The sequence below is a fragment of the Micromonospora sp. WMMD980 genome, from assembly GCF_029626035.1.
Lineage (GTDB): Bacteria > Actinomycetota > Actinomycetes > Mycobacteriales > Micromonosporaceae > Micromonospora.
On record NZ_JARUBE010000003.1, the window covers coordinates 635,981 to 658,959 of the forward strand.

The following is a 22,979-nucleotide window of genomic DNA, read 5'->3' on the forward strand; positions in this document are numbered from 1 at the left end:
GCGGTGCCACCGAGGTCGGACGAACCGCGCCGGGACGCCACGGGCTCCCGGCGCGGCTCGTCGCGTGGCACCGACCCCCGGGAGCCGGGTGTCGGCGGGATCTCCGACGCGCGGGCGTACACCCCGCGCGGGCGGACCATCCGCGAGGGTGGCGCCGAGCAGCGGCGTACCCCACGCAGCAGCCGCTCCGGCGATCCGTTCCGGCCCGCGTTGCAGGTGCTCGACGGTGGCCGGGCCGCCCGGACCGGCCGCCGGGAGCCGCCGGCGGCGGGGGAGGGCGCCCGGGCCGGCCGCCGGAGCGCCGGCGTGGTGCGGACCGTGTCCGCGCGCCCGGTACACGAACCGTTCGACGACGAGGACGAGGTCGACCCGCCGCCACGCCGCCGGCCCGGGCCGCGCCGCCCGGCGGCCCGCCGGCCGGTCCGCAAGCCGCGCCGACCGCCCCGGCTGGGCGACCCGCGCCGGCGGCTGCGGCTCGCCACGGTGCTGGCCCTGACGCTGTTCGCCAGCATCGGCGTCCGGCTGGTCTACCTGCAGACCGCGGACAGCCCGGCGTACGCCGACGGCGGCCTGCCCAACCGGGTCAAGGTGATCGAGCTGCCGGCCCCGCGTGGCGCGATCCTCGACCGCACCGGCGAGCCGCTCGCGCACAGCGTGGAGGCACGCTACGTCTTCGCCGACCCGACCCAGGTCAAGGACCGCGACGCCACCGCCCTCGCGCTCTCCCCGCTGCTCGGCGTGCCGGCCTCGGAGCTGGCCGACAAGATGCAGCGGCGCAAGCAGCCCGGAACCACCCGCGACACCGAATTCGTCTACCTCGCCCGGGGCGTGGAGATGGGCACCGCCAAGCAGATAATGGCGCTCGACCTCGCCGGCATCGGCGTGCACCGGGACGAGCGGCGCGAGGTGCCCGGCGGCGACCTGGCCGCCAACATGATCGGCTTTGTCAGCCCGGACATGAACGGCCTGGAGGGCCTGGAGGCGAAGTACGACGACCTGCTGCGCGGCCAGGCCGGCAAGCGGACCTACGAGGCGGGGCTGGGCGACCTCGCCGCGCCCATCCCGGGCGGCTACAGCAGCACCACCCAGCCGAGACCGGGCAGCTCGTTGCAGCTCACCATCGACCGGGACCTGCAGTTCATGACGCAGCGGATCCTGGCCAGGCAGGTGGCCCAGGCCAAGGGCAGCGTCGCCGCGGCGGTGATCCTGGACGTCCCCACCGGGGAGGTGCTGGCCCAGGCCAGCCAGCCCACCTACGACGCGGCCGACCCGAGCAGGGTCAACTCGCCATCCGACCGGGACGACGCGGCCACCAGCTTCGTGGTGGACCCCGGCTCGATCCACAAGGCGATCACCTACGGCGCGGCGCTCCAGGAGGGCGTGATCACGCCGGACACCACGTTCCCGGTGGCCAACACCGTGGTCCTCGGCGGCGTGCCGTTCGAGGACACGCACCACGCGAACGGCCGTGTGATGAGCATCCCGGGCATGCTCGCCTTCTCGTCCAACATCGCGACCATCGAGATCGCCGACAAGTTGGGCAAGGACCGGTTGATCGACTACCAGAAGCGGTTCGGGCTGGGTCAGCCGACCGGCGAGGGCCTGCCCGGCGAGGCGTCCGGGCGGCTGCTCCCGGCCGACGAGTGGAGCGGGTCGTCGTACGGGTCGGTGCCGATCGGGCACAGCGTGGACGCCACGCCGTTGCAGATGGCCGCCGCGTACAACGCGATCGCCAACAACGGGACGTACGTACAGCCGCACCTGATCAAGGACACGATCGGGCCCGACGGCAAGCAGACCCCGGGCGCCGCACCGACCACCCGCTCGGTGCTCAGTCCGGCCAACGCGGCCGCCCTGCGCCGGATGCTGGAGGCGGTCACCACCGTCGACGGCCCGGACGGGCGGGCCACCGGGCTGGCCGCCGCCGTGCCGGGCTACCGGGTGGCCGGCAAGACCGGCACCGGGCTGCGCTACGACAACGGCAAGAAGCAGCCGGGCGAGGTCGGCTCGTTCATCGGGATGGCACCGGCGGAGAAGCCCCGCTACGTGGTGGCGGTGTTCGTCTGGAGCCCTGGCGGCGAGGGCGGCGCGGTCGCCGCGCCGGCGTTCCGCGAGATGATGGGCTTCACGCTGCGCCACTCCCGGGTGCCCCCGTCGCTCACCGACAAGTCCCCGAAGTTCGAGGTCTTTCCGCGCTGAGCGGGCCCGGCGGGACATCATCGGTGAGTGGCGACGAACCACCGGGGCGGCTGTGCGGTCGGAACCGGACGACCGGGTAGGGTCTGACGCCGTGTCCGGCAATCCACGTCCCACCACCGTGCTGCCCGTCCGGCTCGGTGACCTCGCCGTCCGGCTGGCCGTCCCGGCGCCGGAGGGGGCCGACGAACTGGCCGTCACCGGGGTCACCCACGCCAGCCAGGAGGTCCGCCCCGGCGACCTGTACGCGGCCCTGCCCGGCGCCCGCCGGCACGGCGCGGAGTTCGCCGGCGCCGCGGCCGCCGCCGGCGCGGTGGCCCTGCTGACCGATCCGGCCGGTGTGCCGCTGGCCGCCGGCTCGGGCCTGCCCGTGCTGGTCGTCGACGACGCCCGGGGCGTGCTCGGCGAGGTGGCCGCCACGGTCTACGGCGACCCGACCGCCCGGCTCACCGTGATCGGGGTGACCGGCACCGCCGGCAAGACCTCCACCAGCTACCTGATCGAGTCCGGGCTGCGCGCCGCCGGGCACACCACCGGCCTGATCGGCACCGTGGAGACCCGCCTCGGCGACCTGGTGGTGGACAGCGTCCGGACCACCCCGGAGGCCACCGACCTGCACGCCATGCTCGCGGTGGCCCGCGAGCGCGGGGTGGACGCGGTGGTGATGGAGGTGTCCAGCCACGCGCTCGCCATGGGCCGGGTCGGCGGCGTCCGGTTCGACGTCGGCGGCTACACCAACTTCGGCTCCGACCACCTCGACTTCCACACCGACGAGGCGGACTACTTCGCCGCCAAGGCCCGGCTCTTCGACGGGCGCTGCCGGGTCGAGGTGCTCAACCACGACGACGCGGCGCTGCGCCCGCTGCGCAAGCCCGCCACGGTGACCTACTCGGCGGCCGGCGACCCGGCCGCCACCTGGTGGGCCGACGAGATCGACGGCGAGGGCTACGCGCAGCGCTTCACCCTGCACGGCCCGGACACGCCGGCGCTGCCCACCGGGGTGGCGCTGCCCGGCCGGCACAACGTGGCCAACGCGCTGCTGGCCGTCGCCACGCTGGTGGCCGCCGGCGTCGGCCCGGTCACCGCGGCGGCCGGCGTGGCCGACTGCGGCGGCGTGCCCGGCCGGCTGGAGCTGGTCAGCGGCGACGCGCCGGTGCGCGGGGTGGTCGACTACGCGCACAAGGCGAACGCGATCGAGGCGGTGCTGACCGCGCTGCGCGGCCTGACCGACGGCCGGCTGGTCTGCGTGGTGGGCGCCGGCGGCGACCGGGACCGGGGCAAGCGCCCGGTGATGGGCGAGGTGGCCGCCCGGGGCGCGGACGTGGTGCTGGTGACCGACGACAACCCGCGGACCGAGGACCCGGCCACGATCCGGGCCGAGGTGCTGGCCGGCGCGTACGCCGCCGCCGCGCCGGCCCGCATCATCGAGGTGCCCGGCCGGCGGGCGGCGATCGAGGAGGCGGTCCGGGTGGCCGAACCGGGTGACGTGGTGGCGGTGCTGGGCAAGGGGCAGGAGCGCGGCCAGGAGATCGGTGGCGAGGTGCTGCCGTTCGACGACCGGGTGGAGTTGGCGACCGCGCTGCGCGCCCGCTTCGGCGACCTGGTGGGTCAGCGGTGATCCCGCTGACGCTGGCCGAGGTGGCCGAGGCGGTCGGCGGTCGGCTGGCCGGCGCCGACCGGGACGCCCGGGTCACCGGGACCATGGAGTTCGACTCCCGCAAGGTGGCCCCGGGCGCGCTCTTCGTGGCGTTCGCGGGCGAGCGGGTGGACGGCCACGACTACGCCGCCGGCGCGGTGGACGCCGGCGCGGTGGCCGTGCTCGGCACCCGGGAGGTGCCGGGCGTGCCGATGGTGCTCGTCGACGACGCGCTCGACGCGATGGGCCGGCTGGCCCGCGCGGTGGTCGACCGGCTGCCCGGGCTGACCGTGGTCGGCCTGACCGGCTCCTCCGGCAAGACCACCACCAAGGACCTGATCGCCCAGCTCGCGGTGCGGCTCGGCCCGACCGTGGCGCCGCCCGGCTCGTTCAACAACGAGCTGGGGCATCCGTACACCGCGTTGCAGGCCACCCCCGAGACGCGTTTCCTGGTCATGGAGAAGGGCGCCCGCGGGGTCGGGCACGTCCGCTACCTGTGCGACGTGGTGCCGCCGCGGATCTCGGTGGTGCTCAACGTCGGGGTGGCGCACATCGGCGAGTTCGGCTCGGTGGACACCATCGCGTTGGCCAAGGGGGAGTTGGTCGAGGCGCTGCCCGCCGACGGGCTGGCGGTGTTGAACGCCGACGACCCCCGGGTCGACGCGATGGCGACCCGGACCTCGGCCCGGGTGGTCCGGTACGGCGAGTCGGCGCAGGCCGACGTGCGCGCGGTCGACGTGACGCTGGACGGCCGCGGTAGGCCCTCGTACACGCTGGTGACGCCGGAGGGGAGCGCCCCGGTGCGGCTCGGGCTGACCGGGCGGCACCAGGTGTCCAACTCGCTCGCCGCCGCGGCGGTCGCCCGCGAGCTGGGCCTGCCGCTGGCCGACCTGGCGGCGGCGCTGGGCGAGCTGGGCCTGGTCTCCACCCGGCGGATGGACGTCTTCGAGCGTCCCGACGGGGTGACCGTGATCGACGACTCGTACAACGCGAACCCGGCCTCCACCGGCGTGGCGCTGCGGGCGTTGGCCAGCATGCGCGGGGAGGGGCGTACCGTCGCGGTGCTCGGCTACATGGCCGAGCTGGGCGACTTCGAGCGGGAGGGGCATCAGCAGGTCGGCCGGCTCGCGGCCGAGTTGGGAGTGGACCGGCTGCTCGTGGTGGGCGAGCCGGCGGCGTCGATCCACGAGGGCGCGACAGCGGTAGGCAACTGGGGAGGAGAGTCGGTGTTGCTCACCGATCAGGCGGCGGCCGTCGAGGTGCTGCGGAGCGAGCTGCGTCCCGGGGACGTGGTGCTGGTGAAGGGCTCGCGGTATCGGACCTGGGAGGTGGCCGACGCGCTGCGCGCGGACGCCCGGGAGGCGGCGACGGAGGGCGACATCGCATGAGGGCGGTCATCGTCGCCATCGGGGTCGCGTTCCTGATCTCGCTGTTCTGCACCCCGATCGCGATCAAGGTGTTCGCCCGGCTGAAGGCCGGCCAGCCGATCCGATCGAACCTCGGGCTGGCCAGCAACGAGGGCAAGAAGGGCACCCCGACGATGGGCGGCGTGGTCTTCATCCTGGCCACGGTCATCGCGTACGTCGCCGGGCACCTGGCCCTGACCACGCTGCCGGACGCGCAGATCGCCCAGGTCGAGCCGACCATCACGGCGCTGGTGCTGCTGGGGCTGATGGTGTTCTCCGGTGCGGTCGGCTTCATCGACGACTTCCTGAAGGTCCGCAAGCGGCACAGCGGCGGTCTCAACAAGCGGGGCAAGCTGGCCGGGCAGATCCTGGTCGGCGCCGTCTTCGGCGCGGTGGCGGTCTACTTCCCGTCGAGCATGACCGACGTGCGGGGCAACGCGACGAACACCGAGACGGTCGGCAGCACCACGCTGAGCTTCATCCGGGACATCCCGGCGCTGGAGATCGGCAAGATCGGCGCGGTGATCGTCATCATCATGGTAGTGATGGCGGCGACCAACGGCGTCAACCTCACCGACGGCCTGGACGGCCTGGCCACCGGCGCCTCGGTGATGGTCCTCGCCGCGTACGCCCTGATCGCGTTCTGGCAGTACCGGCACTGGTGCGCCGACCCGAACTACACCGAGGCGTACTGCTACACCGTGCGCGACCCGCTGGAGATCGCGCTGATCGCCGGCGCGGCGGCCGGGGCCTGCGTGGGCTTCCTCTGGTGGAACACGTCGCCGGCGCGGATCTTCATGGGCGACACCGGCGCGCTGGGGCTGGGCGGCCTGATCGCCGGCATGGCGATGTCGACCCGCACCATCCTGCTGCTGCCGATCCTGGGCGGCCTCTTCGTGATCATCACGATGTCGGTGGTCATCCAGATCATCTCGTTCCGCACCACCGGCAAGCGGGTGTTCCGGATGTCGCCGCTCCAGCACCACTTCGAGCTGGCCGGCTGGAGCGAGGTCAACATCGTGGTCCGGTTCTGGATCATCGCCGGCATCGGGGTGGCGATCGCGCTGGGGCTGTTCTACAGCGAGTTCCTCGCCGCCGTGAGCTAGGTGTAAGGAGGGGCCCCCTTTTAACAGACGTCTGTTAAAAGGGGGCCCCTCCTTCAGATCCGACACGCCGACCGGACGGTTGCGCCACGGGCGGGCGGGTCGAGCCGCCATGATGAGCGGGTGGGGGAGGGACGAGACATCCAGGTCACCAGCGACCCGCCGGCCCGTCGGGCGCCCGCGGCCACGCCACCGGGTGATCCGCCGGCCGGCGCGGACCGGTGGGACCCGGCCGGCGGGCTGGCCGCGCTGCGCGGCCTGCTGGCCCGACCGCTGGCCTCCTACTACCTGCTGCTCTCCAGCGCCGGCCTGCTGCTGCTGATCGGCCTCACCATGGTCTTCTCCGCGACCAGCGTGCGCGACTACGTGCAGGAGGACGACGCGGCGGCCTCGCTGACCAAGCAGGCCGTGTTCGCGGTGATCGGGGTGGGCGCGTTCTGGGCCTGTCAGCGGCTGCCCGCGCGCACCTTCCGGGCGGTGAGCCGCCCGGTGCTCGGCGTGGCGGTGGTGCTGCTGCTCCTGCTCAACCTGCTGGTCGCGTTGGAATCGCTGTTCGGGGTGGCGTCCATCGGGCCGTTGAAGGGCCAACTCCTCTCGCTCTCCCTCGGCCCGATCTCGCTCCAGCCGGCCGAGGTGGCCAAGTTCGCGCTGGTGCTGTGGGGCGCGCACGTGCTGGCCCGCAAGGGCGCCGCGCTGGGCTGGTGGCGGGAGCTGGCCACGCCGCTGTTCCCGGTGGTCGGCCTGCTCTTCGTGCTGGTCGGCTACAACGACCTGGGCAGCATGCTCTGCCTGCTGGCGCTGGTGGTGGGCCTGCTCTGGGCGGCCGGCGTGCGGGGCCGGGTCTTCGCCTCGCTCTCCGCGATCGGCCTGCTCGGCGTCGGCCTGCTGGTCGCGGTGGCCTCGCTCGGCGCCGGTTCGGGCTCCCGCGACGCCGACAACTACCGGCTGGGCCGGCTGACCATGTGGCTCGACCCGCCGTCGCCGCAGACCTGCTTCGACCAGCAGTTGGCGAACTGCTACCAGCTCATCCAGGCCCGCTACGCGATCGGCAACGGCGGCTGGTTCGGCGTCGGCCTGGGCCAGAGCAGCTTCAAGTACGGCTGGCTGCCCGAGGCGCACAACGACTTCATCTTCGCCATCGTCGCCGAGGAGTTGGGCGTGGTGGGCTGCGCCGTGATCCTGGTGCTCTTCGCCGTGCTCGCCTACACCGGCATGCGGATCGCCCGCCGGGTGGAGGACCCGTTCCGTCGCCTCGCCGCCGCCGGCGTGACCGCCTGGCTGGTCGGTCAGGCCGTCATCAACATCGGTGGCGTCACCGGGTTGCTGCCGCTCACCGGCGTACCGTTGCCGTTCATCTCCGACGGCGGCAGCGCCCTGGTGGTGACGCTGGCCGCGATCGGCATGCTCGCCTCCTTCGCCCGCGCCGAGCCGGACGCGGCCCGGGCCCTGCACGCCCGTCCGCCGGCCCGATGGGTCCGGCTAGTGTGGGCCCCGTTGCCGCCGCTTCCCGGCCGGCGCCGCCGACCGGCGCCGCCCCCGGCGGACCGAGGTTCCGTGCCCCGGTCCCGCCAGCGTCGGCAGGACGATCAGGCCGCGGCCCGCGGCGTCCGGTCCGACCGGACGCGCGCCGGCTCGGCGAGCGAGAGGAGACGCTGATGGGTCCGCTGCGTTCGGTGGTGCTCTGCGGAGGGGGCACGGGCGGGCACATCTACCCGCTGCTCGCCTTCGCCGACTGCCTGCGCCGACACGACCCGAGCGTCCGCATCACCTGCCTGGGCACACCGAAGGGGCTGGAGAACGAGCTGATCCCGCCGGCCGGCTACGACCTGCGGCAGATCCCGGCCTACCAGCTGCCCCGGTCGGTCAACATGAGCCTGGTGCGCACCCCGGACCGGATGTGGAAGGCGGCCCGCGCGGCGGGCAAGGTGATCGACGAGGTCCAGGCCGACGCCGTGGTCGGCTTCGGCGGGTACGTCTCGGTGCCCGGCTACCTTGCCGCGTGGCGTCGCGACCTGCCGATCGTCATCCACGAGGTGAACGTGCCGCCCGGGGTGGCCAACCGGCTCGGGATGAAGTTCACCAAGAACGTCGCGGTGGGCTTCCCGCACCAGCCGGCGCAGGCCGAGGCGCTGCGCGACGCCCGGGTGGTCGGGGTGCCGCTGCGCCGGGGCATCGCCGGCCTGGACCGCGCCGCGCTGCGCGACGCCGCCCGGGCGCACTTCGGGCTCCGTCCCGACCTGCCGGTGCTCTTCGTGGCCGGCGGCTCGCAGGGCGCCCGCTCGATCAACCTGGCCGTCTCCGGCGCCGCCAAGGAGTTGGCCCGCAACGGCGTGCAGGTGCTGCACGTGATCGGCGCCCGCAACGAACCGGTCTCGGTCCCCACCGACCTGCCCGTGCCGTACGTGACGCTGCCCTATCTGTCCGAGATGGAGCTGGGCTACGCGGCGGCCGACCTGATGCTGGGCCGGGGCGGCGCGATGACCTGCGCCGAGGTGGCCGCGATCGGCCTGCCCACGGTCTACGTGCCCTACCCGCACAGCAACCAGGAGCAGAAGCGCAACGCGCTGCCGGTGGTGGAGGCCGGCGGCGGGCTGCTGGTCGACGACGCCGAGGTGACCCCGGCCTGGGTGGAGCACACGGTGATCCCGCTCATCCGCGACCCGCAGCGGCTCTGGGCGATGAGCCACGCCGCCGCCGGCTACGGCCGTCGCGACGGCGACGTGGCCCTGCTGAACTTCGTCTACGAGGCGGTGTCCCGCTGATGCGGGACGTCGCGACGGGAAGGTACTCGGAATGAACACCGCGCAGTTCACGCCCGCCGGCACGACGACCGCGGAGGACCTGGGTCGGATCCACCTGATCGGGGTGGGTGGTGTCGGGATGGCCGGGCTGGCCCGGCTCTTCCTCACCCGTGGCCTGCCGGTCTCCGGCAGCGAGCTGCGGGAGTGGCCGTCCCTGGCCGGCCTGCGGGCGCTGGGCGGGACGATCCACTCCACCCACGAGGCGGCCAACCTGGACGGCGTGGACACGGTCGTCTACTCCAGCGCCATCCCGCAGGACCACCTGGAGCTGGTCGAGGCGCGCCGGCGGGGCCTGCGGGTGCTGCACCGCTCCGAGGCGCTCGCCGCCGCGATGACCGGTCGCCGCACGGTGGCGGTGGCCGGCACGCACGGCAAGACGTCCACCACGTCGATGGTCACCATGGTGCTCCAGCAGGCCGGCGCCGATCCGTCCTTCGTCATCGGCGGCGAGATCTCCGAGGTCGGTTCCGGCGCGCACCACGGCACCGGCGAGCACTTCGTGGTCGAGGCGGACGAGAGCGACCGCTCGTTCCTCATCTACCGGCCGTACCTGTCGATCATCACGAACGTCGAGGCGGACCACCTCAACACCTATGGCGACCTGGCCACCCTGGAGGCGGCGTTCGCCGAGTTCGCCCGGCTCACCGACCCGGCGGGCTTCGTCGTCACCTGCGCCGACGACGCGGGCGGGCGGCGGCTGGCCGAGGCGCTGCGGGCCGAGGGCCGCCGGGTCTGGACGTACGGCGAGTCCGCCGACGCGGACCTGCGGATGAGCGACGTCACCTCGTCGGCGCGGGGCGTGCGCTACCTGGCCGAGATCGAGGGCCGGTCGTTGGGCGAGATCCGGCTGCCGATCCCGGGCCGGCACATGGCGCTCAACAGCGCCGCCGCCGTGCTCGCCGCGTACCTCCTGGAGCTGCCGGTGTCGGCGGCGGAGGCGGCGCTCGGCGCGTTCCCCGGCGTGCGCCGACGGTTCGAGCGCAAGGGCGTCGCGGACGGCGTGCTGGTCTACGACGAGTACGCCTACCACCCGACGTCGATGACGCTGGCGCTGCAGACGCTGCGCGAGGTGGCCGGTGACGGCCGGCTGATCGTGGTCTTCCAGCCCTACCGGCTCTACCGGACCCGGGACCTGCAGGCGGAGATCGCCGCCGCGCTCGGCATCGCCGACGAGCTGGTGCTGCTGGAGGTCTTCGGCCCCGGTGAGCTGCGCAAGCCGGGCGAGGGGTCGGCCGCGCTGATCGAGGAGGTGCCGCTGCCGGCGGAGCGGAAGGTCTTCGTCGACGCGTGGGACGACGTGCCAACCGAGGTGGCCCGCCGGGCCCGCGCCGGCGACGTGGTGGTGACCATGGGCGCGCCGCCGATCTCGCTGATGGGTGACCAACTGTTGGACGCCCTGCTGGCCCGTTCCGGTGGGGCGGCGGCCCTGGGCGTCGGCCCGGACGGCGCGGCGACCACCGCCGGATGAGTCCCGGCCCGGCCCGCGGCCGCACCCCCGGCCAGGACGGCGGGGCGGGGCGGCGCAGTCCGGTCCGGCGCTGGCAGCTGGTGCGGGCCGGCGCGGACGCCGTGCCGCCGTCGACCCGCCGCTTCATGGCCCGGGCCCGGCAGCGGCGGATGCGGGCCGCGTTGCCCTGGGCGGTGGCCGCGGCCGTGGTCGCGGTCGCCGCGTTGGTGGCCTGGACGGTGCTCGGCACCGGCCTGTTCGGCGTCCGCGAGGTGCGGGTGGTCGGCGCGCGGCTGGTCACGCCGGTGGAGATCCGGGACGCCGCGGCGGTGCCGGACGACACGCCGCTGGCCCGGGTGGACCTGGCCGCGACCGCCCGCCGGGTCGGCACGTTGCCGCCGGTGGCCCGCGCCACCGTGGAGCGGGACTGGCCGGGGGCGCTGGTGATCCGGGTGGTCGAGCGGGTGCCGGTCGCGGCGGTGCCGCAGGGTGGGCGCTTCGCCGTCGTCGACGCCGCGGGCGTGGTCTTCCAGCGGGTGGACCGGGTGTCGGAGGGGTTGCCGCTGGTCCGGGTCGCCGCGCCGGGCCCGGACGACCCGGGCACCCGGGCCGGGCTGGCGGTGCTGGCCGCGCTCGGTGACCGGCTGCGCGCCGAGCTGGTCGCGGTGGACGTGGCCGGCCTGGCCCGGATCACGCTGCTGCTGCGCGGCGAGCGGGAGGTCTTCTGGGGCGACGCCTCGCGGAGCGCGGACAAGTCCACGGTGGCCACCGCGCTGCTGCCCCGCAGGGCCGACCGGATCGACGTCAGCGCGCCCGACGTGGTCACGTTCCGGTGACCCGTCGGTCAGCGAGCGGCAGGTGTGTCGCCGGCCGCTCGGACGGCGACACGCCGGTGCGGGTCCTTGGCTCCTGGCGCGGCGGCGCATACGTTGCCCCGAAGAGATCAGTGGTTGACATAACTCTAAGCCTCTAGTAGAGGGTGAGGGTTCTCCTCTGGTCCGGCCAAGCCGTGTGGGGTCGGCCCATGCCAATCTCGAAGGGAAAGGACCGGAGATGACACCTCCGCACAACTACCTGGCGGTCATCAAGGTCGTCGGCATCGGGGGTGGCGGCGTGAACGCCGTCAACCGGATGATCGAGGTTGGGCTCAAGGGCGTCGAGTTCATCGCGATCAACACCGACGCGCAGGCGCTGCTGATGAGCGACGCCGACGTCAAGCTGGACGTGGGCCGGGAGCTGACCCGCGGGCTGGGCGCCGGCGCGAACCCGGACGTCGGCAAGAACGCCGCCGAGGACCACCGCGACGAGATCGAGGAGGTGCTCAAGGGCGCCGACATGGTCTTCGTCACCTGCGGCGAGGGCGGCGGCACCGGCACCGGCGGCGCGCCGGTCGTGGCGAACATCGCCCGCAAGCTCGGCGCGCTCACCATCGGCGTGGTCACCCGGCCGTTCTCGTTCGAGGGCAAGCGCCGGCAGGTGCAGGCCGAGGCGGGCATCGAGGAGCTGCGCAACCAGTGCGACACCCTCATCGTGATCCCCAACGACCGGCTGCTCGCCCTCGGTGACCGCAACATCTCCATGATGGACGCCTTCCGCACCGCGGACCAGGTGCTCCTCTCCGGTGTCCAGGGCATCACCGACCTGATCACCACGCCGGGTCTGATCAACCTGGACTTCGCCGACGTGAAGAGCGTGATGAGCGGTGCCGGCAGCGCGCTGATGGGCATCGGCAGCGCCCGCGGCGAGAACCGCGCGGTCGAGGCGGCCGAGGCGGCCATCTCCAGCCCGCTGCTGGAGCAGAGCATGGACGGCGCGCGCGGCGTGCTGCTCTCCATCGCCGGTGGCTCGGACCTCGGCCTGTTCGAGATCAACGACGCGGCGCAGCTGGTCACCGACGCGGCCCACCCGGACGCCAACATCATCTTCGGTGCGGTCATCGACGACGCGCTCGGCGACGAGGTGCGGGTGACCGTGATCGCGGCCGGCTTCGACGGCGGCACGCCCGCCTACAAGGCGGTCGACCCGCCGCGCAAGAGCAACCAGAACCCGCCGGCCCAGCCGAGCGCGCCGGTGAGCCCGCCGGCCACCATGCCGGCCCCGCAGCAGCCGTCGCGCCGGGTGCTCTTCGACGACGTCGACGTGCCCGACTTCCTCAAGAACGGGTCCTGAGCCGCGCCGATGACGGACTCACCCACGGCGGTGCGACCCGAACGTCGCGCCGAGCTCGCGGCCGGCCTGGCCCGGGTGCGCGCCCGGGTCGCCGACGCCTGCGCGGCCGCCGGCCGGGACCCCGACGAGGTCACCCTGGTCGCGGTGACCAAGACCTATCCGGCCGCCGACGTGGTCGCGCTGGCCGGGCTCGGGGTCACCGACGTGGGCGAGAACCGCGACCAGGAGGCGGCGCCCAAGGCGGCGGCGGTGGCCGGCGCCGGCGCGGCCCCGCGCTGGCACTTCATCGGCCAGTTGCAGCGGAACAAGGCCCGCTCGGTCGTCCGGTACGCCGACGTGGTGCAGTCGGTGGACAGCGTCCGGCTCGCCGCCGCGCTGGACGCCGCCGCGTCCGACGTCCGGGATCGGCCGTTGGACGTGCTGGTGCAGGTCAGCATCGACGGTGACCCGGCGCGGGGTGGGGCGCTGCCGGGCATGGCCGACCCGCAGCGGGGCCTCGACCGGGTGGCCGCGGCGGTCGCCGGCACGACCGGGCTGCGGTTGGCCGGCCTGATGGCGGTGGCCCCGCTGGGCTGGGAACCGGACCGGGCGTTCGCCCGGTTGGCCGAGGTGGCGGCGCGGCTGCGGGCGGATCATCCGGGGGCGACGGCGCTGTCGGCGGGGATGAGTGGCGACCTGGAGAGCGCGATCGCTCACGGCGCGACACATGTCCGCGTCGGCAGCGCGTTGCTCGGAATGCGTCCCACGCTGGGGTAGCCTGGCCGCGACGGAAGCAAATTACATCAGTGTTGTTCAGGACGGCGTTCCCGTAGCCGGGGGCCGTGGCGGGCGGGCCGCGAACCGCGCGCCAGGGGATTGCCGATCCGGTCCGGTGGGCATGATCGTCCACTCGTGATCAAGCGACACGGCACGGGGGCGCGTGCCGCATGGCGGACGGAAGGGCGCGGGGATGGGTGCACTGCGCAAGGCGGGGGTCTGGCTCGGTCTCGTCGAGGAGGACGACGAGCGGGCGTACGAGGACGGTGGCTACGACAAGGGTGGCTACCGTGACTCGCGCTACCGGTCGAGCCGGTACGCCGAGGAGTTCGCCGACGAGGACGACGACGAGTCCGAGGAGCCGCCGGCGCCCCGGACCCGCTCCGGTGACCGGGGCCGGCTGTCCGAGCGCGCCTCGAGTCGCGCGGTCGACAGCGACCGGTCCGAGGTCGAGCGCCTGGACCGCCCGGAGCGCGCCGAGCGTTCCAGCGTGCGGTCGATCACCCGGTCCTCGACCGGCGAGACCTCCGGCGCGTTGACCTACCACACGCGGGACAATCTCGCCCTCGCGCCGCAGGCCCCGCCGCGGGAGCGGGCGGTGGCCCCGGAGGAGGAGCAGCGTTACCAGATCACCACGCTGCACCCGACCACCTACCGGGAGGCGCGGACCATCGGCGAGCACTTCCGGGACGGAGTGCCGGTGATCATCAATCTCACCGAGATGGACGAGGCGGACGCCCGCCGACTTGTCGACTTCGCGGCCGGGCTCGCGTTCGGCCTGCGCGGTACGATCGAGCGCGTGACCAACCGGGTGTTCCTGCTCTCACCGGCCAACGTCCAGGTCACCGCGGAGGACAAGGCCAAGATCGCTGAGGGCGGCTTTTTCAGTCTGAGCTAACCACGCACGACCGAGGGACGTCGCCTGCCGTGTTGTCGATCCTGTTCCAGGTGCTCTACCTGCTGCTCTACTTCTTCCTTCTTGTCCTGTTGGCCCGATTTGTTCTCGGGGCCGTGCTGGCCTACGGTCGCCGGTGGCAACCGGGGCGCGGGGCGTCGGCGGGACTGGAAGTCGTGTGGAGCGTCACTGATCCGCCCCTGCGCGCGTTGAGGCGTGTGATCCCACCACTGCGAATTGGTACCGTGAGCATCGACCTGGCCTCCCTTGTGCTCCTGGTTATCCTGTTCGTGCTGATGGAGTTCGTGTTACAGCGCCTGATCGTGGCGTTCGCCTGACCAGAGCGCTTTCGCGGCCGCAACTGACCCGAGGAGTTTCGATGCCGCTGACCCCGGCCGACGTCCACAACGTCGCCTTCAAAAAGCCGCCGATCGGCAAGCGGGGGTATGACGAGGAGGAGGTTGACGCCTTCCTGGACGAGGTCGAGCGTGAGCTGGCCCGTCTGATCGAGGAGAACAACGAGCTGCGCGCCCAGGTGGAGCGCGGCGGTCGGGGTGGCGCACCCGCCGGCTCCGGCGGCGACGCCCGTCTCGCGGCGGAGCTCAACGACGTCAAGGCCCAGCTCGACCGGGTGCAGCGGGACAAGGCGGCCGCCGAGCAGGCGGCCCGGGCGATGCAGTCCGAGCTGGAGCAGGTTCGCGCCCAGGGCGGCCCGGCAGGGGTTACCGGCGACGGCGAGCAGCAGGCGCTGCGCGTGCTCATGATGGCCCAGCGCACCGCCGACGACCACGTCTCCGACGCCCGGCGCGAGGCCGACAGCCTGCTCTCCGAGGCGCGGTCCAAGGCCGAGGAGGTCACCCGCGAGGCGCGGGCCAAGGCCGACGCCCTCGAGCGGGACGCCCGTCAGCGGCACCAGGAGGCCATGGGCGGCCTGGACGCCAAGCGCACCGCGCTGCAGAAGCACATCGAGGAGCTCAAGCAGTTCGAGCGCGAGTACCGCACCCGCCTCAAGGCATACCTGGAGAGCCAGCTGCGCGACCTCGACGGTCGTGGCCAGGGCCTCGAGGTCGAGATGAACCGCGCCGAGGGCACCCGTGCCGCCGGCGGCAGCAACGGCCTCGCCACCGCCGGCCTCGCCGGCTCCTACGGCGGCGGCCGCGGCGGCTCGCTCGAGTCCGGCCGCTGATCGACCCCGCGTCGGTGGCCGTCCCGGTGACGGCCACCGACCGCACCAGACCGACACGACGCGGCCGGGGGTGAGCTGTGATAGCCGCCAGCGTCCTGCTCATCCTCGTCGCGGTCGTGCTGCTGGTGGTCGGGCTGGCCGGTGGGTCCAGCTCGTTGCTGATCGTCTCGATCGCGGCCAGCCTGCTGTCCGCCGTCGCCTTCATCGCGTTCGCCCGCCAGGCGGCCGCGAACCGGGCCGCGGCGGGTCGGGAAGCCGGACCGCGACCCCGGACCGCACCCGCCGGCCCGTCCCCGGACGAGCCGGTGAGCCCGGTCCCGCACCACACGTCCACGGTCGGCGCCGGTGGACCCGGGTGGCGGCAACCGCCCGGGTCACCGGTGGCCGAGCCGTACGACGCGGCGGCCGCCGCCTACTCGCCGGCGCCGACCTCGCCGGCGCCGGACGGTCCGTTCGAGGGTGACCCGCCGGCCGAGTTCCTCTCCGCCGGGCAGGTGGCCCGGCTGGCCCGTCTTCCCGACGAGGTCCGGGTGGTCGACGGTCACCCGCGCTTCCACCTGGACGACTGCCCACACCTGGAGGGCCGGGTGGACGAGCCGTTGCCGGTGGCCGAGGCGATCGGACTCGGCTTCACCCCGTGTGCCCACTGCGCCGCCGCCACCACCCTGCTCGCCGACGCCCGGCCGCGCTGACCATGACGACCACGGGCCCCCCGCTCGCCGTCGCCGTGCGCGTGAAGCCCGGCGCGGCCCGGGCCCGGGTCGGCGGCCGTTTCGACGGGCCGTACGGTCCCGCGCTCGTGGTCGCCGTGCACGCGCCGGCGGTGGACGGCCGGGCCACCGAGGCGGCCCGGCGGGCGCTCGCCGACGCGCTCGGCGTCCGGCCGGCGGCGGTGTCGCTGCGGTCCGGCGCCGCCAGTCGCGACAAGCTCTTCCTGGTCGAGCGCCCGGCCGACGGGCTGCCCGAGGCGCTGCGCCGGCTGCGCGACGGCAGCGCCGGGTGACCGACCGGCGGGCCGCTCGGCGATGACCCCCGGGCTGAACCTCGCGCTGCTGGTGGGCGCGGCCGTGCTGCTGGTCGCGGTGGGCGCGGTGCGCTTCTCCACCCGGCTCGGCGTGCCCAGCCTGCTGGTCTACCTGGCGCTCGGCGTGCTCATCGGCGAGGCCGGGCTGGGCATCGACTTCGACGACGTCGAGCTGACCCGGGTGCTCGGCTTCTGCGCGCTCATCGTGATCATCGCCGAGGGCGGGCTGAGCGCGCGGTGGAGCCTGCTGCGTCCGGTGCTCGGCCTGTCGGCCGCGCTCTCCACGGTGGGCGTGGTGGTGAGCATCGCGGTCGTCGGTGCGGTGGTGCACCTGGTGCTCGGCCTGGACTGGCGGCTGGCCCTGCTCTACGGCGCGGTGCTCTCGTCCACCGACGCCGCGGCGGTCTTCGCCACCCTGCGTCGGCTGCGCCTGCCGCCGCGCCTGGTGGCCACGCTGGAGGCCGAGTCCGGGATGAACGACGCCCCGGTGGTGCTGCTGGTGCTGCTGCTGTCCCGCGCCGGCGTGGAGGCCGCCCACCCCTGGTGGTACGAGGTGCTGCTGCTCGGCTACGAGCTGGGGGCCGGCGTGGCGGTCGGAGTCGGCGCGGGGCTGGCCGGGCGGTACGCGCTGCGGCGCGCCGCGCTGCCCTCGGCGGGTCTCTACCCGATCGCGGTGGTCGGCTTCACCGTCCTGGCGTACGCGGCCGGCTCGGCGCTGCACGCCTCGGGTTTCCTCGCGGTCTACGTGGCCGGGGTGCTGCTCGGCAACTCCCGTCTCCCGCACCGCCAGGCGATCCTCGGCTTCGCCGACGGGTTGGCCTGGTTGGCCCAGATCGGCCTGTTCGTGCTGCTGGGCCTGCTCGTCTCGCCGAGCCGGCTGGACGCCGCGGTGCTGCCGGCGGTGATCACCGGGCTGGCCCTGCTGCTGCTGGCCCGGCCGCTGTCGGTGGCGGTCTCCGCGTTGCCGTTCCGCGTCCCGCTGCGCGAGCAGCTCTTCCTCTCCTGGGCCGGGCTGCGCGGCGCGGTGCCGATCGTGCTGGCCACCATCCCGCTGTCGCTGCGGGTGCCGGGCGCGGACCGGCTCTTCGACGCGGTCTTCGTGCTGGTGGTGATCTTCACGCTGCTCCAGGCCGGCACGCTCGCCCCGGCGGCCCGCCGGTTGCGGGTGACCGCGCCGGCCGAGCCGAGCGAGATCCTGCTGGAGAACGCCCCGCTGGAGCGGATGCGGGCCGACCTGCTCCAGTTGGAGGTGCCCGCCGGCTCCCGGCTGGCCGGGGTGCACGTGGACGAGCTTCGGCTGCCGGTGGGCGCCGCGGTCACGCTGGTGCTGCGGGACGGGGTCGGTTTCGTGCCCGGCCCGGACGCCCGGCTGAAGGTGGGGGACAGCCTGCTGATCGTCGCGACGGCCGGGGTGCGGGACGAGGCGGAGCGTCGGCTGCGGGCGGTGAGTCGACGGGGTCGCCTGGCCCGGTGGTTTGGGGAGTACGGCGAGGACCGCACCGGCTGATCTGCTAGCGTTCCCTTTGCCCCGATTGCTGGCAGTTCGGGGTGGAAACACGGAGCGACGGTGCGGCACGTTGTCGGACGCCTGTACGTTCCGTATTCTTGCCAACCTCCGGAGTGCGCGGCGAGGTCGCCGCGTGCCCGTTCCGTTCGCGGGGGACGCGCCGCTGCCCCCTGCCCACGTACCGTTGACCGCCGCGCCCCGCGGCTGAGGGAGCTGACGATGGCGAAGCCAGCCGACACCAGGACCGCCGGTCGCAAGCCGGTGGCGAAGGCCACCCGCAGCGCGGCGGAGACCGAGAAGATCCGGGCCGCGCTGGCGGCCCGGCGGGACGAGCTCAACGCCGAGTACGATCAGACGCTGAGCGAGATCACCGAGCTGCAGCGCGACCGGTTGACCGACTCGGCCGGGGACGACCAGGCCGACACCGGCACCAAGACCTTCGAGCGCGAGCAGGAGATCTCACTCGCCAACAGCATCAAGGAGCGGATCACGCAGGTCGAGCGCGCGCTGGAGCGGCTCGACGAGGGTGGCTACGGCTGGTGCGAGCGGTGCGGCAACCCGATCCCGGTGGAGCGGCTCGCCGCGTTCCCGTCGGCCACCCTCTGCGTGAGCTGCAAGCAGCTGGAGGAGCGGCGCTGACGTCCGTTCCCCGGCGGCCGAACGGCAGACGGTGACCGCCACCGTCGCGAGCGTCGATGGGGAGCAGATGACCGCAGCACCACCCGCCGGGTCCGGCACCACGGGGACAGCCGCCGGCGCGCCCCGCCGCAGGGCCGTCGGCCTGCTGCTCGGTGTCTCCCTCGTCTCGCTCCTGGTCGACCTGGGCACGAAGCAGCTCGCGCTCAGCGAGCTGCCCGGCCGGGAGCCGGTGTCGGTGCTCGGTGGGGCCGTCTACTTCACCCTCACCCGCAACAGCGGGGCCGCCTGGAGCATCGGCTCCGACCACACCTGGGTCTTCCCGCTGATCACGTTCGCGGTGATCGGGTGGATCGGGTGGATGGCGCTGCGACTGCGCTCGCTGCCGTGGGCGGTGTCGCTGGGCCTGGTGCTGGGCGGGGCGCTGGGCAACCTCACCGACCGGATCTTCCGGGCCCCGGGGCACTTCGTCGGCCACGTCGTCGACATGATCAGCCTGTTCGGCCCGTACGGCCAGTACTACCCGGTGTTCAACCTGGCCGACAGCTCGCTGGTCTGCGGCGTGGTGCTGGCGGTCTTCCTGGAGCTGACCGGCCGGCAGCGGGACGGCTCCCGCGCCCGCGCCGGGTCCAGCGCGGCCGACGACGCCCCGGCCGACCAGCGGGAGCGGGCATGACCGCCGCGTACGCCACCGGTGGCGACCAGCGCTCCCTGCCGGTTCCGGACGGTCTCGACGGCATGCGGCTGGACCAGGCCGTGTCCCGGCTCTTCGGGCTGTCCCGCACCGCCGCGGCGGCACTCGTGGACGCCGGCGACGCGCTCGTCGACGGGGTGGCCCGGGCCAACTCGCACAAGGTGCGCGCCGGTGCCTGGCTGGAGGTCACGCTGCCCGCGCCGGCCGCCCCGCCGACCGTGGTGCCGCAGGCCGTGCCCGGCCTCACCGTGGTCTACGCCGACGACGACATCGTGGTGGTGGACAAGCCGGTCGGCGTGGCGGCGCACCCGAGCCCCGGCTGGACCGGCCCGACCGTGATCGGCGGGCTGGCCGGCATCGGGCACCGGATCTCCACCAGCGGCGCGGCCGAGCGGCAGGGCGTGGTGCACCGGCTCGACGTGGGCACCACCGGGGTCATGGCGGTGGCCAAGAGCGAGCTGGCCTACACCGCGTTGAAGCGGGCGTTCAAGGAACGCGAGGTGGAGAAGCGCTACCACGCGGTGGTGCAGGGCCACCCGGATCCGCTGCGCGGCACCATCGACGCGCCGATCGACAGGCACCCGCACCACGACTACCGCTGGGCGGTGGTCTCCGGCGGCAAGCCGAGCGTCACCCACTACGACACGCTCGAGGCGTTCCCCTCGGCCAGCCTGCTCGACGTGCGGCTGGAGACCGGGCGGACGCACCAGATCCGGGTGCACTTCTCGACGCTGCGGCACCCCTGCGTGGGTGACCTGACCTACGGCGCCGACCCGACCCTGTCGGCCCGCCTCGGGCTGTCCCGGCAGTGGCTGCACGCCCGGTCGCTGAGCTTCCGGCACCCGCGCACCGGCGAGGAGGTCACGTTCGTCAGCGACTACCCGGACGACCTGGCCCGGGCGCTGGAGATCCTGCGCGACTGAGCGTGGGCGACGACACCGTGCCGCTGCGCCGGTCCCGTTCGGCGCGGCTGAGCTGGCTCGCGCTGGGGTGCGCGCTGCTGGTGCTGGTGGTCGCGGTGGCGCAGCGGCGGGACCGGCCGGTGGGTGACCGCACGGTCGGCGAGGTGACCCGCGTCGGGATCGCCCCCGGCGCGCCCGTGCCGGCGTACCTCGGTGCCGCCGCCGACGAGCTGGCCCGGCTCGACGTCCCGGACGGCTACGCGCTGGTCTCGTTCACGGCCTACCTGACGCCGGGCCGGGTGGCGACCACGCTGGCCGGCACGCCGGTGTCGGCGGTGGTCGCCCGGGTGCCGCTGCCGGGCCGGCAGACCGAGATCGTCCGGATCGCCGCGCTGCGCCTGCCCGACGACGTGGTCGGTGGGATGGCCGAGGTGGCCGGGCGCAAGGACCGGGAGGCCGCGGACTACCGGGCCCGCGCCGCCGCCCCGGCGGCCTCCGCCGATCCCGCGCTCCGGCGACGGTACGACACCGACGCGTCGGTCGCGGCCCGCGAGGCGGCCGGCTACCGGAGCGGGTGCGCCTGCGTCTACGCCGCCGTCGTGCGCGGCGCCCCGCAGGTCCTGCGCGCGCTCGCCGGGCGCGCCGGGGTGCGGGTGGTGGACCCGGCGCCGGAGGTGACCCGGTTGGACCGGACCGTGTTCACCCCGCCGCTGCCCGAGCAGCGTGACGTGGCCCGGCCGCCGGTCGACGGCGGGCCGGGCGCCGTCGGCGGAATGGGCGATTCGTCGGAAGCCGCACCGACAGTGAGCGCGCCTTCACCGGCCGGTCGACCACGTGTCGCCGCGTCCGGCCCGCCCAATCCCGCTCCCACCTCCTGAGACGCCCGGGTGGCCGGCCATCCGCCGGGTGCCACGGTGAGGAGAGCCACCGGGCGATGTGCGGCGCGGGGAGTGGTCCGAATAGGGTTTCGTTCGTAGCCTGTCAGGCGGAGATCGATGGGCTGGGGGAGGGCGAATCCTTGGACGGCAGCGAGACCGGCTGGGGTCGGCAGGGCGAGCCGGCACCGCGGTGGCGGGCGCTGCTCGACCGGGCCCGACTCGGCGGTCGCGGCGCGGAGCACGCCGACGCCGACCGGCGCGTCGAGGAGAGCCCGCTGCCGCCGCCCGATCCGCTGCCGCACCGCGGCGCCGGCACCGGCTGGACCGGGCGCGCCGCCGCGGTCGGCCGGGCCGCCGACGGGTCGTACGGCGCCGAACCCGGGTACCGCGCCGAGGCCACCTTCCGGGTCGATCCGGCGTTCCGCGCGGATCCCCGCTACGACGGCGAGCCGGCCTACCGGGCGGAGCCGGCGTACCGCGTCGACCCGGAGCCGGCGGCCGAGCCGTCCTGGCGCGGCGACCCCGGCTACCCGTCCGAGCCCCGGGCCGAGCCGTCCTGGCGTGCCGACCCCGGCTACCCGGCGGAGCCGGCGGGCGAGCCGTCCTGGCGTGCCGAACCCTCCCCTGTCGCGGAGCCGTCCTGGCGGGCCGAGCCGGAACCGCGCGGGCGGGCCGAGGCGCCCGTCGAGTCGCGTTACTCCCTCCTCGACGGTGGCTACCGCCCGGCGGCCCCGCCGCCGGAGTCCCGCTACGCCCTGCTGGACCGGGGGCGATACCGGCCGGAGATCCCGCCGGCGCCGGAGCAACCGGCGGTGCCCGCCCCGCGCCGTCCGGTGGAGGCCCGACCGGGCCGCATCGACGCGGTGCGGGCGCGGTGGCGTGCCGCCGAACCGGACGCCGAGCTGGAACGGGCGACCGGGGTGCTCCGCCGCGAGCTGGGCGCCCCCCGGGTGCTCGCCTTCGCCAACCCCAAGGGCGGCGTGCACAAGACCACCGCCACCGTGCTCGCCGCGGCCAGCGTGGGCAGCGTACGCGGGCGCGGGGTGCTCGCCTGGGACGACAACGAGCTGCGCGGCACCCTCGGCCTGCGCGCCGGCAGCGCCCGGCACGCGCGGACCATCCGGCACCTGGTGCAGGATCTCGCGCAGATCGAGATCCTCGAGGGCGACACGCTGCTGTCGCACCTCGACGACTACCTCCGGCACGCCTCCGACGGCTCCTACGACGTGCTGGCCGGCGAGGAGAGCCCGCGTTTCGCCCAGCGGCTCGACCAGTTCACCGTCAAGCGGGTGCTGGAGCTGCTGCGCCGCACCCACGAGGTGGTCTGCGTGGACACCGGCAACAACGTGGAGAGCCCCAACTGGCGCACCGTCATGCAGGCCGCCGACCAGCTCGTGGTGACCACCGTGCCGCGCGAGGACGCCGCCTTCAGCGCCGACTGGATGCTCGACCTGCTGCACGAGGTGGGCATGGGCGAGCTGGCCGACAACGCCGTCACGCTGATCTCCTGCCCGACCCCGGGGCGGAGTTCGCTCCAGGACGACCTGGAGCGGCACTTCGCCACCCGCACCCGGGCGGTCGCCGTGGTGCCCTACGACCCGGCGCTGGAGACCGGCTCCTCGATCGAATATCCGCAGCTCCAGGCGGAGACCCGCACCGCCTGGCTCAAGGCGGCGGCGATGATGCTGGAGCCGTTCGCGCGCTGACCGCCGACCACCGCCCCACGCGCCGCCCGGGCCTGAG

General features: G+C 74.4%; 21 protein-coding genes. All 21 read left to right on the forward strand.

Features of this window, described 5'->3' with window-relative positions:
- Nucleotides 1–3 precede the first annotated feature (3 nt).
- Nucleotides 4–2,199 (forward strand): penicillin-binding protein 2, encoded by a 2,196-nt coding sequence (locus O7618_RS03510; RefSeq protein WP_278104497.1) that lies wholly within the window; start codon nucleotides 4–6, stop codon nucleotides 2,197–2,199.
- 52 nt (nucleotides 2,200–2,251) lie between these two features.
- A complete protein-coding gene (locus O7618_RS03515) occupies nucleotides 2,252–3,814 on the forward strand; it encodes a UDP-N-acetylmuramoyl-L-alanyl-D-glutamate--2,6-diaminopimelate ligase (protein ID WP_278104498.1) in 1,563 nt (520 codons plus the stop codon).
- Entirely contained in the window at nucleotides 3,811–5,220 is a 1,410-nt protein-coding gene (gene murF / locus O7618_RS03520) for a UDP-N-acetylmuramoyl-tripeptide--D-alanyl-D-alanine ligase (RefSeq protein WP_278104499.1), read from the forward strand. The genes O7618_RS03515 and murF overlap by 4 nt, the downstream gene beginning before the upstream one ends.
- A complete protein-coding gene (mraY, locus tag O7618_RS03525; RefSeq protein ID WP_278104500.1) occupies nucleotides 5,217–6,344 on the forward strand; it encodes a phospho-N-acetylmuramoyl-pentapeptide-transferase in 1,128 nt (375 codons plus the stop codon). Before murF ends, mraY begins: the two co-directional genes overlap by 4 nt.
- A 237-nt stretch (nucleotides 6,345–6,581) precedes the next feature.
- Entirely contained in the window at nucleotides 6,582–7,997 is a 1,416-nt protein-coding gene (locus O7618_RS03530; RefSeq protein WP_278109897.1) for a putative peptidoglycan glycosyltransferase FtsW, read from the forward strand.
- Nucleotides 7,997–9,103, forward strand: coding sequence for an undecaprenyldiphospho-muramoylpentapeptide beta-N-acetylglucosaminyltransferase (gene murG, locus O7618_RS03535; RefSeq protein WP_278104501.1), 1,107 nt, complete (start codon nucleotides 7,997–7,999; stop codon nucleotides 9,101–9,103). The genes O7618_RS03530 and murG overlap by 1 nt, the downstream gene beginning before the upstream one ends.
- 31 nt (nucleotides 9,104–9,134) lie before the next feature.
- A complete protein-coding gene (gene murC, locus O7618_RS03540; RefSeq protein ID WP_278104502.1) occupies nucleotides 9,135–10,610 on the forward strand; it encodes a UDP-N-acetylmuramate--L-alanine ligase in 1,476 nt (491 codons plus the stop codon).
- The gene (locus tag O7618_RS03545) at nucleotides 10,607–11,425 is read left to right on the forward strand and encodes an FtsQ-type POTRA domain-containing protein (RefSeq protein WP_278104503.1); all 819 of its coding nucleotides are present in this window, start codon (nucleotides 10,607–10,609) and stop codon (nucleotides 11,423–11,425) included. The genes murC and O7618_RS03545 overlap by 4 nt, the downstream gene beginning before the upstream one ends.
- A 217-nt stretch (nucleotides 11,426–11,642) precedes the next feature.
- On the forward strand, nucleotides 11,643–12,758 hold the full coding sequence (gene ftsZ, locus O7618_RS03550; RefSeq protein ID WP_278104504.1) for a cell division protein FtsZ: 1,116 nt from the start codon (nucleotides 11,643–11,645) through the stop codon (nucleotides 12,756–12,758).
- A 9-nt stretch (nucleotides 12,759–12,767) separates the two neighbouring features.
- Nucleotides 12,768–13,514: a YggS family pyridoxal phosphate-dependent enzyme gene (locus tag O7618_RS03555; RefSeq protein WP_278104505.1), complete on the forward strand. Its 747-nt coding sequence runs from the start codon at nucleotides 12,768–12,770 to the stop codon at nucleotides 13,512–13,514.
- A gap of 193 nt (nucleotides 13,515–13,707) precedes the next feature.
- Nucleotides 13,708–14,412 carry a cell division protein SepF gene (gene sepF, locus O7618_RS03560; protein WP_278104506.1) on the forward strand — a complete coding sequence of 235 codons (705 nt, stop codon included), beginning with the start codon at nucleotides 13,708–13,710 and terminating at the stop codon, nucleotides 14,410–14,412.
- A gap of 29 nt (nucleotides 14,413–14,441) precedes the next feature.
- Nucleotides 14,442–14,747 carry a YggT family protein gene (locus tag O7618_RS03565; protein WP_091059628.1) on the forward strand — a complete coding sequence of 102 codons (306 nt, stop codon included), beginning with the start codon at nucleotides 14,442–14,444 and terminating at the stop codon, nucleotides 14,745–14,747.
- Between the two features lie 41 nt (nucleotides 14,748–14,788).
- On the forward strand, nucleotides 14,789–15,595 hold the full coding sequence (locus O7618_RS03570; RefSeq protein WP_278104507.1) for a DivIVA domain-containing protein: 807 nt from the start codon (nucleotides 14,789–14,791) through the stop codon (nucleotides 15,593–15,595).
- A 77-nt stretch (nucleotides 15,596–15,672) separates the two neighbouring features.
- Nucleotides 15,673–16,287, forward strand: coding sequence for a hypothetical protein (locus O7618_RS03575; protein WP_278104508.1), 615 nt, complete (start codon nucleotides 15,673–15,675; stop codon nucleotides 16,285–16,287).
- Between the two features lie 2 nt (nucleotides 16,288–16,289).
- Nucleotides 16,290–16,598: a DUF167 domain-containing protein gene (locus O7618_RS03580; protein WP_278104509.1), complete on the forward strand. Its 309-nt coding sequence runs from the start codon at nucleotides 16,290–16,292 to the stop codon at nucleotides 16,596–16,598.
- 22 nt (nucleotides 16,599–16,620) lie between these two features.
- Nucleotides 16,621–18,126: a potassium/proton antiporter gene (locus O7618_RS03585; RefSeq protein WP_278104510.1), complete on the forward strand. Its 1,506-nt coding sequence runs from the start codon at nucleotides 16,621–16,623 to the stop codon at nucleotides 18,124–18,126.
- Between the two features lie 219 nt (nucleotides 18,127–18,345).
- Complete coding sequence (locus O7618_RS03590; protein ID WP_091268039.1) at nucleotides 18,346–18,765, forward strand: TraR/DksA C4-type zinc finger protein; 420 nt, start codon at nucleotides 18,346–18,348, stop codon at nucleotides 18,763–18,765.
- Between the two features lie 67 nt (nucleotides 18,766–18,832).
- Nucleotides 18,833–19,438 carry a signal peptidase II gene (lspA, locus tag O7618_RS03595; RefSeq protein ID WP_278104511.1) on the forward strand — a complete coding sequence of 202 codons (606 nt, stop codon included), beginning with the start codon at nucleotides 18,833–18,835 and terminating at the stop codon, nucleotides 19,436–19,438.
- Complete coding sequence (locus O7618_RS03600) at nucleotides 19,435–20,379, forward strand: RluA family pseudouridine synthase (RefSeq protein ID WP_278104512.1); 945 nt, start codon at nucleotides 19,435–19,437, stop codon at nucleotides 20,377–20,379. The genes lspA and O7618_RS03600 overlap by 4 nt, the downstream gene beginning before the upstream one ends.
- 2 nt (nucleotides 20,380–20,381) lie before the next feature.
- Nucleotides 20,382–21,236, forward strand: a complete 855-nt coding sequence (locus O7618_RS03605; RefSeq protein WP_278104513.1) for a hypothetical protein — start codon at nucleotides 20,382–20,384, stop codon at nucleotides 21,234–21,236.
- Between the two features lie 140 nt (nucleotides 21,237–21,376).
- On the forward strand, nucleotides 21,377–22,942 hold the full coding sequence (locus O7618_RS03610; protein WP_278104514.1) for an ATPase: 1,566 nt from the start codon (nucleotides 21,377–21,379) through the stop codon (nucleotides 22,940–22,942).
- Nucleotides 22,943–22,979 lie beyond the last annotated feature (37 nt).

Excerpts from the sequence above, each read along its gene's own strand:
- sepF (WP_278104506.1), top strand. The coding sequence starts at position 13,708 with ATGGGTGCACTGCGCAAGGCGGGGGTCTGGCTCGGTCTCGTCGAGGAG.
- ftsZ (WP_278104504.1), top strand. The coding sequence starts at position 11,643 with ATGACACCTCCGCACAACTACCTGGCGGTCATCAAGGTCGTCGGCATC.
- O7618_RS03570 (WP_278104507.1), top strand. The coding sequence starts at position 14,789 with ATGCCGCTGACCCCGGCCGACGTCCACAACGTCGCCTTCAAAAAGCCG.
- O7618_RS03580 (WP_278104509.1), top strand. The coding sequence starts at position 16,290 with ATGACGACCACGGGCCCCCCGCTCGCCGTCGCCGTGCGCGTGAAGCCC.
- O7618_RS03590 (WP_091268039.1), top strand. The coding sequence starts at position 18,346 with ATGGCGAAGCCAGCCGACACCAGGACCGCCGGTCGCAAGCCGGTGGCG.
- mraY (WP_278104500.1), top strand. The coding sequence starts at position 5,217 with ATGAGGGCGGTCATCGTCGCCATCGGGGTCGCGTTCCTGATCTCGCTG.
- lspA (WP_278104511.1), top strand. The coding sequence starts at position 18,833 with ATGACCGCAGCACCACCCGCCGGGTCCGGCACCACGGGGACAGCCGCC.
- murG (WP_278104501.1), top strand. The coding sequence starts at position 7,997 with ATGGGTCCGCTGCGTTCGGTGGTGCTCTGCGGAGGGGGCACGGGCGGG.
- O7618_RS03585 (WP_278104510.1), top strand. The coding sequence starts at position 16,621 with ATGACCCCCGGGCTGAACCTCGCGCTGCTGGTGGGCGCGGCCGTGCTG.
- O7618_RS03545 (WP_278104503.1), top strand. The coding sequence starts at position 10,607 with ATGAGTCCCGGCCCGGCCCGCGGCCGCACCCCCGGCCAGGACGGCGGG.
- murC (WP_278104502.1), top strand. The coding sequence starts at position 9,135 with ATGAACACCGCGCAGTTCACGCCCGCCGGCACGACGACCGCGGAGGAC.
- O7618_RS03600 (WP_278104512.1), top strand. The coding sequence starts at position 19,435 with ATGACCGCCGCGTACGCCACCGGTGGCGACCAGCGCTCCCTGCCGGTT.
- O7618_RS03555 (WP_278104505.1), top strand. The coding sequence starts at position 12,768 with ATGACGGACTCACCCACGGCGGTGCGACCCGAACGTCGCGCCGAGCTC.